At 69.3% G+C, this 13,728-nt stretch carries 13 protein-coding genes; 10 read left to right on the top strand and 3 right to left on the bottom strand.

What is annotated here, in order from left to right; genetic code table 11:
• The 6 genes from HG543_RS22915 to HG543_RS22890 form a co-directional block, all read left to right on the top strand.
• On the top strand, positions 1-1,444 hold a 1,444-nt coding region (locus tag HG543_RS22915; RefSeq protein WP_246357231.1), incomplete at its 5' end, for a tetratricopeptide repeat protein.
• Positions 1,445-1,912: 468 nt separating this feature from the next.
• Entirely contained in the window at positions 1,913-2,932 is a 1,020-nt protein-coding gene (locus tag HG543_RS22910) for a hypothetical protein (RefSeq protein ID WP_169346962.1), read from the top strand.
• Complete coding sequence (locus tag HG543_RS22905; RefSeq protein WP_169346961.1) at positions 2,929-3,942, top strand: AHH domain-containing protein; 1,014 nt, start codon at positions 2,929-2,931, stop codon at positions 3,940-3,942. Before HG543_RS22910 ends, HG543_RS22905 begins: the two co-directional genes overlap by 4 nt.
• Positions 3,942-4,553, top strand: coding sequence for an imm11 family protein (locus tag HG543_RS22900; RefSeq protein WP_169346960.1), 612 nt, complete (start codon positions 3,942-3,944; stop codon positions 4,551-4,553). The genes HG543_RS22905 and HG543_RS22900 overlap by 1 nt, the downstream gene beginning before the upstream one ends.
• Positions 4,553-5,356: an Imm49 family immunity protein gene (locus HG543_RS22895; protein ID WP_169346959.1), complete on the top strand. Its 804-nt coding sequence runs from the start codon at positions 4,553-4,555 to the stop codon at positions 5,354-5,356. Before HG543_RS22900 ends, HG543_RS22895 begins: the two co-directional genes overlap by 1 nt.
• A 1-nt stretch (position 5,357) precedes the next feature.
• On the top strand, positions 5,358-6,338 hold the full coding sequence (locus HG543_RS22890) for an aldo/keto reductase (protein WP_169346958.1): 981 nt from the start codon (positions 5,358-5,360) through the stop codon (positions 6,336-6,338).
• 3 nt (positions 6,339-6,341) lie between these two features.
• On the opposite strand, the gene HG543_RS22885 is transcribed toward HG543_RS22890, so the two are convergent.
• The gene (locus HG543_RS22885; RefSeq protein ID WP_169346957.1) at positions 6,342-7,361 is read right to left on the bottom strand and encodes an aldo/keto reductase; all 1,020 of its coding nucleotides are present in this window, start codon (positions 7,359-7,361) and stop codon (positions 6,342-6,344) included.
• 97 nt (positions 7,362-7,458) lie between these two features.
• Between HG543_RS22885 and HG543_RS22880 the strand changes: the two genes are divergently transcribed.
• Both HG543_RS22880 and HG543_RS22875 read left to right on the top strand, forming a co-directional pair.
• Positions 7,459-8,154 carry a DUF429 domain-containing protein gene (locus HG543_RS22880; protein WP_169346956.1) on the top strand — a complete coding sequence of 232 codons (696 nt, stop codon included), beginning with the start codon at positions 7,459-7,461 and terminating at the stop codon, positions 8,152-8,154.
• A 67-nt stretch (positions 8,155-8,221) separates the two neighbouring features.
• Positions 8,222-8,992 carry a hypothetical protein gene (locus HG543_RS22875; RefSeq protein ID WP_169346955.1) on the top strand — a complete coding sequence of 257 codons (771 nt, stop codon included), beginning with the start codon at positions 8,222-8,224 and terminating at the stop codon, positions 8,990-8,992.
• A gap of 228 nt (positions 8,993-9,220) precedes the next feature.
• Here the strand turns inward: HG543_RS22875 and HG543_RS22870 are convergent, their stop codons facing one another.
• On the bottom strand, positions 9,221-10,042 hold the full coding sequence (locus tag HG543_RS22870; protein ID WP_169346954.1) for a deaminase: 822 nt from the start codon (positions 10,040-10,042) through the stop codon (positions 9,221-9,223).
• Positions 9,961-10,857: a nucleoside/nucleotide kinase family protein gene (locus tag HG543_RS22865; protein ID WP_169346953.1), complete on the bottom strand. Its 897-nt coding sequence runs from the start codon at positions 10,855-10,857 to the stop codon at positions 9,961-9,963. Before HG543_RS22865 ends, HG543_RS22870 begins: the two co-directional genes overlap by 82 nt.
• A 136-nt stretch (positions 10,858-10,993) precedes the next feature.
• Between HG543_RS22865 and HG543_RS22860 the strand changes: the two genes are divergently transcribed.
• Positions 10,994-12,175 (top strand): SRPBCC family protein, encoded by a 1,182-nt coding sequence (locus tag HG543_RS22860; RefSeq protein WP_169346952.1) that lies wholly within the window; start codon positions 10,994-10,996, stop codon positions 12,173-12,175.
• 113 nt (positions 12,176-12,288) lie between these two features.
• Positions 12,289-13,725 (top strand): DUF4166 domain-containing protein, encoded by a 1,437-nt coding sequence (locus HG543_RS56835; RefSeq protein ID WP_169346951.1) that lies wholly within the window; start codon positions 12,289-12,291, stop codon positions 13,723-13,725.
• Positions 13,726-13,728: the final 3 nt, after the last annotated feature.

Here is a 13,728-nt window from a genome sequence, read left to right as displayed (position 1 = left end):
CCCCATGACGGACCCGACGTCCTCCTCCCCTTCCAGCCCCTCTCCCCGCCGCAAGACGCTGCTCTTCGGCATTGGCGGCATGGTGGTGGCGGTGCTGGCCGCGGCCTTCATCCTCGGGGGAGGCCGCCTCGGCTCACCCCCGAAGAAGGGAGACGCGCACGGGCACGACGACCACGACACGGAGCACGCGGCGAAGCCCGCGCGGCCCCAGGCCCCCATGGAGGTGCTGCTCCACACGGACCGCGCCGCCCGGGCCGCCGCCACCGGCAAGCCCGACGAGGCCCGCGCGAAGCTGGCCGAGGCCCTCAAGCTGAAGCCGGACCACGCGCCCGCCCTCTTCCTCCAGGCCTGCCTCGGCGTGGAGGCGGGCAACGACGCGGAGACCGATGCCGCCTTCGAGAAGCTGGAGGACGCCGCGCCCAAGGCCCCGGAGGTGGCGCTGCTGCGGAAGATGCGCGAGCTGCGGCGCGCCGGCACCGGCTGGCAGCAGGCCTTCCGCGAGGCGTGGGTGGCCCAGGGCCGGCCGGACCTGAGCAAGAGCCAGCTGCTGCCCGGCGCCACGCCCCTGCCGCCAGACCCGGCCGAGGCGGAGGCGCAGCAGGCCGCCTGGGCGCGCGCCTCGGACGACGTGAAGCTGCTGCTGGCGCTCGGCGCGCGGCGGCTGGACTCGGAGAAGGCGCTCTTCCTGCTGGCCCGGGTTCCCAAGCTGGAGGACCCGGCCCTCTACCTGGCGGTGATGGACGCGCTGCGCGGCGACGCGCTGCCCGAGTCCTCGCACGAGGAGGCGCGCAAGGTGTTCCGCCAGAAGCTGGAGGCCCTGGCGGCGGCGCACCCCCAGTCCATGCAGCTCCAGTTGCTGGTGCTCCTGGGTGACACCGAGCAGGGCTCGCAGATGACGGACGCGGAGCAGGACGCGCTGGAGAAGGTGTCCACGCTGCCGGTGTGGCGGGAGAACTCGTTCGCCGAGCTGTACCAGCGGGCGCGCAAGCAGCTGACGGACGCTGGCGTGCCGGATGCCAGCGCCATGGCCATGAGCGCGGTGTCGCGCAGCGTGGTGGACCGGGGCTCGTGGATTCTGCGCACGCGCAACGTGGGCACGCGCGGCATGGTGTCTGCCGAGGGACGCAAGCGGCTGGGCCGCGTCACCCGCGACATCGGCGCGCGCATGGCCGCCCAGCCCACCATGATGGAGCGCATGGCGGGCCTGCAGCTCATGCGCAGCGGCGCGCAGGACGCGGAGGACGAGCTGGGCCGGACCGCGGCGCTCGCTCGGATTGAAGCGCTGGAGGGCGCCATCGACCAGTTCCGGAAGACGGCCATGGAGCGGTGGCCGCTGTACTCGCTGGCGGAGGAGCTGCTCGGGGAGATTACGAAAGACGAGCCGGCGTACTTGCTGTCCTTCGCGGCGGGCGCGCCCACGCGGGCAGCCGAGTCCCAGCCGTAGCGAGGTGACGACTGAGACGAGGACTCTCGGGCCCCGGGATTACTTCAACCCCCCGGGGCCCGAGCAGGCCCCCCACGATGCAACGGAGCCGCCGCACGCCGGACCTCCAAGGTCGTCCGGGCAACCGCACTCCTTCCACGCGAGCGTTTGGAGCCAAGGGGGTGCGCTCCGAACGGACCTCACGTGGGCACCGTGGAATTCATCCACGGCTAACGCCATGCGGACCGAAGAATATCGACTGCATCGGGACTGTCCACCCGCAGGGTCGGTCCTCCCGGAAGTGCCGTGACAGGCTGGATGCCTGGGCCGACCCCCCGGCGGCGTCGGATTCACCCCAGGTACGGGCAGGCGGTTTGCATGGACCCCGCCTCGGTTATCCTCCACCCCATGAGGCTGGAGATTGCCGACGCCGCGATGAGCTCATGCCTGGGGCCTTTCGTCACGGCCTGTGCCGCGTTCCGAGCGGGGGTGAGCCGTGCGAGCGCCTCACGTGAATTCCGGTACTTCCCAGAGGAGGACAATGCCCCCATTCCGCTGGTGACGTGCGCCATCCCCGGCGTCACCTTCGGCTTCTCCGCCGCGGGCAGGCTGGCCGCCATCCTCCATGAGACGCTCCTGGACCTCCAGGCGCGTGTGGCGCTCCAGGAGTTGGGGGCCGACACCCCCCTCTTCCTGGTGCTGCCGGACGCCCTGGCCCGCGAGTTCCCGATGCGCGCCGAGCTGCGGGAAGACGCGGCGCGCAGGCGTGACGTGCTCGGCGAGTTCGTCCTGAGGCAGACCTTCGACAACCTCGGGATTTCCTGGCGGGGAGGAAAGCGCTTCTTCGCGGGGGGCCATGTGGCCTTTGCCCAGGCGCTCCAGGCGGCGCGAGAGGTCCTCACCTCCCGGAAGGCGGGAGCCTGCCTGGTGGTGGCGGTGGACAGCCTGCTGTCGGCTCCCACCCTGGGCCAGCTCGCCTTGTCCAGGCGCGTCAAAACGGAGGACCACCCCGTGGGCTTCGTCCCGGGTGAGGCCGGGGTGGCGCTGCTGCTCCGGCCGGTGACGGGACACCCGGATGCGAGCACCCCGTCGCCCGTCCTCCTCCAGGACGTGTGTGTGTTGGAGTCACCCGAGCCCGAGCGAGCCGATGGCCGTGACCTGGCGGCCTGTGTCCAGCGGGTGCTGCCACCCGGCGAGAGTGCCTCGGAGGAGCCCCTGCTCGTGAGCGACCACAATGGCGAGCAACGGCGAGCCCTGGAGTGGGGCAACCTGCTGCTGCGGCTGCGCACGGAACGTCCCGAGTGGAGGCTCGAGCGCACCTGGTTCCCCGCGCTCGGCTTTGGTGAGACGGGAGTCGTCTCGGGCGCGTTGGGCGTCTGTGTCACACTCCGGGGACTCGAGCGCGGCTATGCCCGGACCCGCTCGGCGGTGGTGCTCACCTCGGAAGACAGGCAGGCGCCACGGGCGGCCATCCTGCTGTCCACTTCGAAGAAGGAAGGTCGTTCATGAGCAAGACCGGAACCGGCGGCGCCAAGAAGAAGACCAACTTCGACGATTTCAACTTCAGCAGCGTCGACGAGAACACCTTCAAGAACGAGAAGTTCCCCGAGCTGGAGGACCCGGCCTACCCCAACCAGCTCATCCAGGAGCTGGAGGCGCAGGCCAAGAAGAAGGACCAGGAGCAGAAGAGCAACCACGCGAACACGCCGGACCCGCTCAAGCGCAGGGGTCACTACCAGTACCGAGGCCCCGCGTACGTCCACAAGCATGGAGGCCGGGGGCGCTACAACCAGTGGCCCTTCAGCTACCTCTTCTCGGGCTGTGACGACGCCAAGAAGAAGGTGATGCTGGACAAGGTGGAGAAGCTGGCCGAGCAGCGCCCGGTCTGGGCCATCGTCAAGGACAGCGCGAAGTGGAAGGAGTGCTTCGAGTTCCCCGAGGCTGGCGGCTTCCCGGGGAAGGACAAGCGCTTCTTCCTGACGAAGAAGCTCACCCACAAGACGAAGGCCGAGCTCTACTTCTTCTTCACGACGTCCACGCCGTATCGATGGGTGGCCCACCACCTCATTCCCATCGAGGTCTTCGACAGCAAGAGCCAGTCCCACTTCAACGACCAGGAGCAGGAGCTGATTCGCGCGTCGGGCTACGACGTGAACAACGGGCACAACATCGTGCCCCTGCCCACCTCGGACGTGTCCCCCCACTGCCTGCTGGCGCATGTGGGCAGCCACGCCGAGTACATCAAGCACTCCAAGGAAGAGTTGGAGGGCGTGAAGGACAAGGTCAAGGAGGCCACGGAGAGCGACAAGCCCCACGCGGCGTTCTACCCACAGCTCATCAAGATGCTGACCAAGGTCGAGGATGACCTCTGGGACAAGCTCAAGAACCTGGGCAAGGACTCGGTCAAGTTGTATCTGCAGGGCAAGCGCCCCAAGGACAACCTGGTGAAGTTCATTTCGAAGGGCAAGCGTGCGAGCACCGGGAGGCGCAGGCGCTTCCCCGAGGGAGCGATGAACTGATGACGACCGACAACCGGATGTTCTGGATGCTCGACACCATCAGCAACCCGGGCGCTGTCATCGAGACCTACGTGGAGGGAGCGCCATCCAAGTGGCGCCTCTTCAAGAACCAGCCCCAGGCCGCGCAGTTCCCGGCGGGGGCCACCCTGAGGTTCTCCAGGGACTTCCCCAAGCACCGCAAGCTCTTCGACTTCGTGGCGAACACGATGAGCCTCATCATCGCCTCGAAGAAGGTGAAGGACATCCTCGACTCGGTGGGAGTGGACAACTGCGAGTACCTGCCCGTCGCGGTGAAGGACCACAAGGACAAGGTCGTGGGTCCCGAGTACTTCATCATCCACCCGCTCGGCGGCGAGGACGGCATCGACCTGGAGAAGTCCGTCTATGACAAGGACCCCTTCGACGAGAGCGAAATCCAGCGGGTCCGCACCCTCGTCCTGAAGAAGGAGCTCATCTCTCCCCGGGCCCGCCTGTTCCGCTTCAAGCCCCTGATGCGCAAGTACGTGGTGGACCAGACCGTGGCCGACGCCCTCAAGGCCGGCAAGGTCACCGGCTACCGGCTGCTGCAGGCGGATGGCTGGGACGGCTCCTTCACCAACCTGGAGGCGTGATGGAGTTCGACCTCGCGGCGCTCCGGGAAGAAGCGGCGGACTCGCTGGACATCCTCTTCGATGACGCCTTCCCCGAGGTGCTGGCGGAGGGAACGGTGGAGGAGCTCGTGGGCCTGGTGCGCGAGGCCTGCGTGCACTTCCACACCCAGGGAGTGACGACCCTGCTGCTCGATGGAAGCCCTCAATACCTCTTCTACCATCTGGGCTGCGCGGCGGAGAACTGGCGCCGGCTGCTCCTCCACCTGCGCACCCGGGAAGCGGCGCTCCCTCCCGCTTCCGACAACATACCGCTGCTCGGCGCCGTGGCGGCCAGCTATTGGGACCTCGCACGCGACCTGTGCCGCGTCTCCGCCTCCCAGCGGGGTGAGGACGAATACGAGGACGAGTTCGCGTGGGCCCACCTCCTCCAGGAGTTCATCGCGCTGCCGGACGGAGGGACCTTCTCCCAGGACCTCCTCCGCCAGCACGAGCGCGTGCTCGCCGAGAGTCAGGCGGATCGGCTGGAGGTGTTCCGGGCACTCCTCGCGGGAGACCGGAGCCGCTTCCTCACCGCCCTGGAGCGCGTCCTCCATCAGCACGAGGAAGAGACGGAGGCCCAGGCCGTGAGGTTGGGCACCTCGCCAGACCAGTTCGTCGCGTACCGGTTCATCTGGTTCGAAGGGCTGGCGCTGCTGCGGCTCGCCGAGCGCAGGGGCATGCGGATTGACGAGCCGCTGCGGTACTGCCCTCCCCTGGCGCGCATCCCCATGAAGATGGAGTACGACGGCGACTGGGCGCTCCCGTTCAAAGACGATCCAGCCTGACATGACTCGGACGCTCGGGGCCCGCGGGCCCGCCGTTACCTCCCTGGGGCTGGGACTCGCCGCGCTCGGCCGGCCGGGCTACATCACCCTCGGCCATGGCGCGGACTTCGGCGAGGACCGCTCCGTCTCCGCCATGGAGCGGCGGGCCCATGCCGTGCTGGATGCCGCGTACGGCGCCGGAGTCCGCTACTTCGACGCGGCGCGCTCCTATGGCCGGGCCGAGGCCTTCCTCGCTTCATGGCTGGCGGCGCGGGGCCTGCGTCCCGGTGACGTCACGGTGGGCTCCAAGTGGGGCTACACGTACACCGCCGACTGGCGCGTGGACGCCGAGCGCCATGAGGTGAAGGACCACGGCCTGCCCACCTTGCGGCGCCAGCTCGCGGAGAGCCGGGCGCTGCTGGGGCCCCACCTGGCGCTGTACCAGATTCACTCCGCCACCTTCGAGAGCGGCGTGCTGGACGACACGGCCGTCCTCGCGGAGCTGGTCCGGCTGCGGGAGGAAGGCGTCGCCGTGGGGCTGTCGCTGAGCGGCGCCTCGCAGGGGGAGGTGCTGCGGCGGGCACTGGAGGTCCGCGTGGACGGAGCACCGGTGTTCTCCTGCGTACAGGCGACGTGGAACCTGCTGGAGCGCTCCGCCGGGCCCGCGCTCGCGGAGGCCCACGCGGCGGGCTGGGGCGTCATCGTCAAGGAGGCGGTGGCCAATGGGCGCCTCACCTCGCGCGACACGGGGCCGGAGACCGGGCCCCTGCGCGAGCTGGCGGCGGAGACGGGGGTGACACCGGATGCGCTCGCGCTCGCCGCGGTGCTGGCTCGGCCCTGGGTGTCCGTGGTGCTCAGCGGCGCGTCCACGGTGGAGCAGCTGCGGGAGAACCTGGCCGCGCGCTCCGTGGCCTGGAGCGCGGAGCTGGAGGCGCGGCTGGAGGGACTGGCGGAGGAGGCTTCGGTGTACTGGGGGAAGCGCTCCTCGCTGCCGTGGAACTGAGGGCTACTTCGTGGGCGGCACGCGGTCGCCGCCCTGGCGCTCCAGCATCCACTGGGGGTACTCCGGCGGGAGCTTGGAGACGGCGTCGAGCTTCGCGAGCTGCTCGGGCGTGAGCTTGAGCTTCGTGCACGCGAGGTTGTCCTCGAGCTGCTGCTCCGTCTTCGCGCCGATGATGATGGTGGTGACGTGCGGCTGGTGCAGCAGCCACGCGAGCGCCACGCGGGCCACGGAGACGTCGTGCTCCTTCGCGATGCCATCCATGACATCGATGATGTCGTAGGCGCGCTCCTTGTTGACGGGCGGGAAGTCGAACTCGGCGCGGCGGGCGCCCTGGGGGCCCTGCTGGTCGCGGCGGTACTTGCCGCTGAGGAAGCCGCCGGCGAGCGGGCTCCACACCATGAGGCCCAGGTGCTGGTCCTTCATGAGCGGCACCAGCTCGCGCTCCAAATCACGTCCGGCGATGGTGTAGTAGGCCTGCAGGGACTCGAAGCGGGCGAGGCCCTTGTGCTCGCTGATGCCGAGCGCCTTCATGAGCTGCCACGCGGCGAGGTTGGACGCGCCGAGGTAGCGCACCTTGCCCTGGCGCACGAGGTCATCGAGCGCGCGCAGCGTCTCGTCCATGGGCGTGACGGCGTCGTAGCCGTGAATCTGGTACAGGTCGATGTAGTCGGTACCCAGGCGCTTCAGACTCGCGTGGACCTGGTCCATGATGTGCCCGCGCGACAGGCCGAGCTCGTTGACGCCGGGTCCCATGCGCCCGCGGACCTTCGAGGCGAGGACGACGCTGGAGCGCTTCGCGCCCAGGGCCTTGCCGAGCATCGTCTCGGAGGCGCCGAAGGAATAGACGTTGGCGGTGTCGAAGAAGTTGATGCCCGCGTCCAGGGAGCGGCCCACGAGCTTGTCCGCCTCCGCCTGCCCCTGCGCGCCGATGGCCTTCCAGAAGCCCTCGCCGCCGAAGGTCATGGCTCCGAAGCACAGCTCCGAGACGTACAGGCCGGTGCGGCCCAGCTGCCGGTAATTCATGTGCGTGCCACCTCGTGTGTCCTGCCCGGGAGATGAGGGCGGAGGATGTAACGGGGCGGAGTGGACGGCGCAGCACTCCGCGTGTTTGAGGAAGGCCGTGCGCTTCGTGGGCTGGGATTTGACGGACCCGTACTCGCGCGCGTGTCGGCCGGTGGACACGGCGGAGGTCGACACGCGCGGGCGGGTGCGCTTCTCGGAGCTGCGGTGGCCCGCTCCGTCACGGACGGGTGGCTTCGACCCGGTGGCGCTGGCGGGGGCGTTCCCGGTGGGCGCGGAGGACGTGCTCGTGGTGGATGGGCCGCAGGCGCTGGCGCGTCCGGGGGCGTCGGTGCGCGAGGCGGAGCGGCTGCTGCGAGCGCCGGGGCGGACACCGGACGTGCTGCCCGAGCCAGGCCGTCCCTTCGCGGGCTTCGTGCGAGGCGGGGTGCTGCTGTTCGCCGGCCTGCGGGCCCGGGGCGGACTGCCGATGCTGGACGTGGACACCGGGGAGCTGGGTGAGGCCCGCCTCTTCGAGGCCTTTCCGGGCGCGACATGGCGGGCGCTGGCTGTGGAGAAGTTGGGGGCAAAGGCGTCACGCGAGGGCCGCGAGCGGCGGCGCGCGGTGCTGGAGGCCCGAGGGTTGAGGTTCCCTCCTGGGGAGCTGCCCACGCATGACCAGCTCGACGCGGCCCTGTGTGCATGGCTGGGGTGGCTGACGCGGAAGGCGCCGGAGCAGGTGATGGCCGTGGGGGCGCCGCTCACGGTGGATGCGAATGGGTGGCTGCGTGAGGGGCGCATCCTGGACCTGCGCTGAGGAGGAGATGCGGGAACCATGACCGAACCGTGAGGAATCCGGAGCGGCCCGGGCGCACGGTGAGGCCATGCGTGAGACGAACCTCCCTGCCCATCTGGTGTTCCTGCTCCGTGGATCCTTCGCCGCGTGCCTGGGGCTGATGCTCGGCGCGTGTGCCCACGACAAGCCCCGGCTCGTCGCGTGGTCAACCGGCACCCCGTCGCTCTACCTGGGGAACTGCTACGCGCCCGAGGAGGAGCAGACCCCCTGGACGGACCTGCTCCCGAGGCAGGCCCTGTCCCTCTCCTTCCGGCCCGACTTCCAGGCCGACAAGAAGGGCGATGACTGGGACCGGCTCCATCACTGTCTCTATTCGGCCGAGCTCGGTGTCATGGGCGAGAAGCGCCTGTGGCCCGCCGCTTCGGACGCGGAGAGCTACCGCTTCACCTGGCTCCGCTCCTTCCACGCGCCGGTGGTCATCCGCGTGGAGCGCAGTGGCCCGGTGTTCCAGCTCCATGCGAAGCAGCTGGATGGCGTATCGGTAGCACCCGGTGGAGCGGTCACCGGGAAGTTCGCCGTCGACCACACGCGCCTGCTGACGCCTGAAGAGTCATCGCAGGTCGTCCTCGCGCTGAAGGCCGCCAACTTCTGGGGGCTGACACCGCGCCACTCCCAGGGTGACCACGTGGTCTACTCCGATGGCGCGAGCTGGCTGCTCGAAGGGACGCGCGCGGGGCACTACCGGGCCTACAACGTGCACTCACCCGAGAGTGAGGGAGAGGCAGGTGCCTTCCGCGCCGCGTGCCTGAAGCTGGTCCAGCTCGCCGGGCTGGCGATTCGCGAGGACGAAGTCTACTGAGCAGTCAGAGGAAAGCAGTCCTCGCCGGGTGCCTCACCCGGAATGGGATTCCTCCTCCGGCTGCTTGGACACGGTCTCCTCCGGCTCATCCCATTCGCGAACCAGGCTCTCACCCACCGAGCCACGCCGCATCCAGTCAGGCCATGTCGCGATGACGCGCCGATTGCGCTCCAGCGATTCCCAGAATTGGCGGCTCGCCTCGGTGTCCGTCCTCTTGATGGATGACATTCAGTTCTCCCCTCCCTGCGACTGCCGTTCCTGCTCCATCCGTTCGAGCGCCTGCCAGAGTTCATCCATCGCCAGCCGCTCGCGCCGCACATAAGAATAAGGGAGCAGCGGGATGCGGGGAGGGCTCTTTGTGGTCTTCCACTCCACCTTGAGGCCCTCCCGGTTCTTCCGAGCGACAGGTCGGCCCGAACTCAGTTGCATCGAGAACAGGTCGAAAAACCTACGCGGTCCCACTCCCATGAAGGGGGTGAACGCCACCCGCCCCTTGACATCCTGGCCATCCATCTGGGCGATGGAGTCATCATGGAGCCTCAGGGCGTGGCTCTTCGGGTAGGGCTCGACGAAGTAGACCCGCTCAATCCCGGCCGCCACGATGTGCTTGGCGCAGTTGTGGCAGGGGAACGTCGTGGCATAGAGGTGGGCTCCTTGCGTCGAGGCCCCCATGCGCGACGAGGCTGACAAGGCGGCCATCTCCGCATGGACCTCACGGCTGTACTCGGTGATGTCCAGCAGGCCCGTGTCCGAGAAGAACTTGCGACCCTCTTCGTAGAGCGCGTTGTCGCTGGCGCTCTCCTCGCCCGGAGCGTAGCGGTCCTTCACTTTCCGCATGATCTGCACCACGAGCCGCCTCTTGAGGACGTCGTTGTAATCGACGCCCCTGGCGCTGTCGCGCTGGTCGTGCGCGCCGGGCCAGTACTGCCCGCCTCCGTACTGAGGCGTGTCATTCGCCCCCGTGGAAATCACGTCACCCGAGGCGCTGGTGATGACCGCGCCCACCTGCCGGGCCAGACTCCCCGAGCGCAGCGACGCGGCGAAGGCCATGAACATGGCGTGCTCCTCCTGGGTCGGTGTCGTCCAGGGAGCACCGAAGACGAGGTCGAGAAAACGGAAGAGCTGGTTCTTGGAGTCTCCTCGTTCCCCGTCATTGGAATGAAGACATCGGAGAGCTCGAAGGTGTCGCGCGCATGCTGACCGTGACCCTCCTTCTCATTCTCGTCCTGACGGATGAGCTGGCGAGCCTGTTCCTCCGTCATGAGGTAGCGGTCCACCAGGTTGCGCAGCCTCAACGACTCCGGTGAGTACACGCCAATCAGGAAGAACCCCGGGCCATAGAGCCGCCTGAGCGTCCGCACCTCCTCAGGGTGCTTCAGCGAATGGACGACATGCGCGGTACGCCAGTGAGGCCTCAGGTCCGGCTCCTCGGAGCTCACCGGTTCGGGACGACGGACCAAGATCTGCTGGGCCGCATACAGCGCGAAGATGTCGTTGCGCTTCGAGAGGCGACGCAGTCCGTTGCCTGCCTTGATGCGGGTGAGGATTCGCTCGTTCTCGGGCGCGCTCGCCAAGGGGACGCCGAGCTGGGAAACGTCGAAGGTATCCAGCAGGCTCGTGACGCGAATGACGGACGGTGTGTAATTGAAGCGCTGGAGCCCCTCGTCCAGGAACGTCTCCAGTCGGGCGAGGTCCGTTCCCACCGCCCCTACCAACCCGAACACCACCTCGGTCTGCTGCTGCTCCAGTGAATCCAGCACCAACGAATCCGCATCAGACATCAAGTCCCCCTCCTTGAAGAATGGCCACGAACCGATAGCACGCACGGCCGACATGAGGACTACCCCACCGGTGGGCTCGCTCATCCGGCACGGACACCCGCGTTGTCACCGCTGTCCACGGCGTTGACAGTGACGGGCCCGGAGGACTCCGCCCCTCCTGGGATTCCGCGCGGTTGAGCCGTGCCTCGGTGCTGGCCGTCCCGTTGCACAGGGACGGGGCATGACCGCTGCCTTCTACCTGCTGCTCGCCATCGGACTGCTGGGCGCCTTCGATGTGGCGTACTTCCACATCTGGCGCGGCCGCCTCCAGGAACGCCCCGAGTGCCAGCGCGAGGTCTTCTGGCACACCGCGCGCCACCTCATCTACGCGCTCCAGTTCCTCTGGGTGCCGCACCTGCGCTTCCAGGGACTGGCGCTCGGGCTGCTCGCGGTGCTCTACGCGGCGGACGTCTTCGTCGCCTGGGCGGACGTCTGGGAGGAGCGAGACAGCCGCGCGCCACAAGGAGGCCTGCCTCGCGGTGAGTACTTCATGCACGTGGTGCTCAGCGTGCTCGTCGGGCTGTACCTCATGTCCACCTTCCACGCCGTGTGGCCGGACCGCCTCCTGCCCACCGGCTTCCGCGTGGACCCGCCCGCCGTTCCCGTGGCCCTGCGCGCGCTGATGACCGTGATGGGCGTGGCGGCGCTCGCATCCTTCGCCAGGGATTCGCACCGATGGCTGGCCTTCCGCCGCGTCCCCACGGGCGCGCTTCCGAAGCAGCCTCCTCCGCGCCGCATCGTCGTGGAGGCCCTCATCCCCGCGCCCGTGGAATGCGTCTGGGAGCGCACGCAGAACCCGGACCTCCACACCGCCTGGGACGTGCGCTTCACCTCCATCCGCTACCTGCCCGAGCAGGACGCGCGCGGCTTCCACCTCATGGACTACCGCACCCACCTGGGCTTCGGCATCGAGGTGAAGGGCTGGGGCCGCTACCTCGCGAACACGCCCCTCGTCCGCTCCACCTTCGAGTTCGGCTCCGACGACTTCCGCAGCCTCATCCTGCGGGGCCGAGGCCTCTGGCTCTACGAGCGCCGCCCCGAGGGCACCTTCTTCAAGACCGTCTTCGACTACCAGACCCGGCACGGCGTGGTGGGTGAATTGCTCGACGCGGCCCTGTTCCGCCCCGTCATGCGCCTGGGCACCGAGTGGGGCTTCGAGACGCTCCGCCTCTGGTGCGCCGGAGACGAGAGCGCCCTGGCCCGGGGCCGCTCCCGGTGGCGCTTCGCCCTGTTCTTCCTCGCTCGGGTGCTGGGCCGAACGCCCGGTCCGGGCTCGGCGCGCAGCTGGCTCGGCTCCGGCAATGAGTCCCGCGAGCGCGGCGCGGCCGCCCCCTGTGGAGAACTTGTGGAGGTGTCGTCATGAGCGCGGCGAGCACAGACACAGCTGTCATGGGGAAACCGGGACGAGAGCTCGCGGGATGGGCCCCGCGGAATGGCGCGAGGACGTCGCCACCCGAGGTCCACGCCAGGTCCGTCGTGGAGGACTCCGCCATCACCGGCTCCGAGGCTTCACGCCCATCGCCCCGCCGGGCCCATGTCCCGCCCTTCGTCGATGACCTCACCCCCACCGAGCTCGACGACGCGCGGCGGTGGCTGCCCGGTGCCTCGCATGAAGCCCTGCGCGCCTTCGTGCTCCGCCAGCGCGCCTCCCGCCGGGCCGTGGCCCTGCTCGCGGACTTCTACAGTTCCCACCCGTGCCGCATGGCCCGCGTGCACCTGCTCGTCGCGAGCGCCGTGGCCCTGGGCCGCTTCTGGGGTCTGTCCGAGCCCTTCGCCCGCCTCGGACAAGCCGTGCTGCCGGTGGACGCCCTGGGCCGGCCACGCACCCCGGCGTGGGCAGCGTACGCGCGGGCCTGCGAGGAGGGCCTCCCCCTGGAGATTCGGGATGAGCGCTGGATTGAAGCCCACATGCGCGACGCCCTCCAGGCACGGGAAGCCGGACTCGAAGCGGCATTCCGCGAGGAGGCCCGCTCCCACGAGGGCGAGCCCCTGTGGCGCCTGCTCGTGCAGCACCTGGAGTTGACGCTCGGCTCCCGCTTCTTCGACCAGCCCGCGCTCGCTGGCGCCGTGCCAGGCGAGGCCGCCATCGCCCACTCCATGGCCGTGACGCTGGGGCGGATGCTGCGCGCCGGGTGGAGCCTCCTCCAGCACTACGCGCTCGCCACTGCCCGCGCGGTGCTCTTCCCCCGCTGGCCCGGACGCCCCGGGCTCGTGGATGAGCGCCGAGCCGCGTGGCTGCTGCTCTCCAGCTTCATCACCGCGTGGGCCGCGGCGGGCGTCTACCGCCGAGGTGTGCGCGCCCTCCACCGGGGCCAATCCGTGGGCCCCGCGGATGGCTGGCCCCTGCTCGCGGCCACGCTCGGCGAGGACGTGGCCCGCGTGGACCCGCGCGTGGTGCGCTTCTACGGCAACCCCGGCGCCTGGGCCGTGCGCACCTCCGTCGAGCTGCGCACCCGCAAGGCCCGCGTCATCGCCTGGGTCGCCACCCGGCTCCTCGGCCAGGGCGTCTCCGAGCATGGCGCCCGGGCCTTTCCCTCCCGCTTCCGCACCTTCCGCCGCGAGGACGGCTCCATGCACTTCGTCCGCGAGCTGTACTGCGACGGCGTCCTGCGCGTCTTCGACTCCGACTTCGTCGTGCGCAAGGGACGGCTGTACGAGGTCTTCGTCGAGCACGGCCTGGAGGTGGAGCTGGACGCCCGCGTCCTGGAAGGTGGCGGACTCTCCCTCCGAGGCCGCCGCGTGCGCTGGCACGGACTGCCCGTGCCCCTGTTCGGATTGTGCGTCGAGTTCCGCACCCACCCCGCTCCGGACGGCTCCGAGTCCGTGGACATCATCGGCACGCTCTCCCCGGAAGCGGGGACGGAGCCGCCCCTCGGCAGCATCCACTACCAGGCCTGGCGGGCCACGGCCTGAGCG

Origin of the sequence: Pyxidicoccus fallax, from assembly GCF_012933655.1 — a bacterium.
Lineage (GTDB): Bacteria > Myxococcota > Myxococcia > Myxococcales > Myxococcaceae > Myxococcus > Myxococcus fallax.
Note: the sequence above shows the minus strand (reverse complement) of the source record. Positions and strands in the feature narration are given on the sequence as shown.

Excerpts from the sequence above, each read along its gene's own strand:
- HG543_RS22890 (WP_169346958.1), top strand. The coding sequence starts at position 5,358 with ATGACTCGGACGCTCGGGGCCCGCGGGCCCGCCGTTACCTCCCTGGGG.
- HG543_RS22870 (WP_169346954.1), bottom strand. The coding sequence starts at position 10,042 with ATGGCCTTCGCCGCGTCGCTGCGCTCGGGGAGTCTGGCCCGGCAGGTG.
- HG543_RS22875 (WP_169346955.1), top strand. The coding sequence starts at position 8,222 with ATGCGTGAGACGAACCTCCCTGCCCATCTGGTGTTCCTGCTCCGTGGA.
- HG543_RS22865 (WP_169346953.1), bottom strand. The coding sequence starts at position 10,857 with ATGAGCGAGCCCACCGGTGGGGTAGTCCTCATGTCGGCCGTGCGTGCT.
- HG543_RS22860 (WP_169346952.1), top strand. The coding sequence starts at position 10,994 with ATGACCGCTGCCTTCTACCTGCTGCTCGCCATCGGACTGCTGGGCGCC.
- HG543_RS22905 (WP_169346961.1), top strand. The coding sequence starts at position 2,929 with ATGAGCAAGACCGGAACCGGCGGCGCCAAGAAGAAGACCAACTTCGAC.
- HG543_RS22895 (WP_169346959.1), top strand. The coding sequence starts at position 4,553 with ATGGAGTTCGACCTCGCGGCGCTCCGGGAAGAAGCGGCGGACTCGCTG.
- HG543_RS22885 (WP_169346957.1), bottom strand. The coding sequence starts at position 7,361 with ATGAATTACCGGCAGCTGGGCCGCACCGGCCTGTACGTCTCGGAGCTG.
- HG543_RS22900 (WP_169346960.1), top strand. The coding sequence starts at position 3,942 with ATGACGACCGACAACCGGATGTTCTGGATGCTCGACACCATCAGCAAC.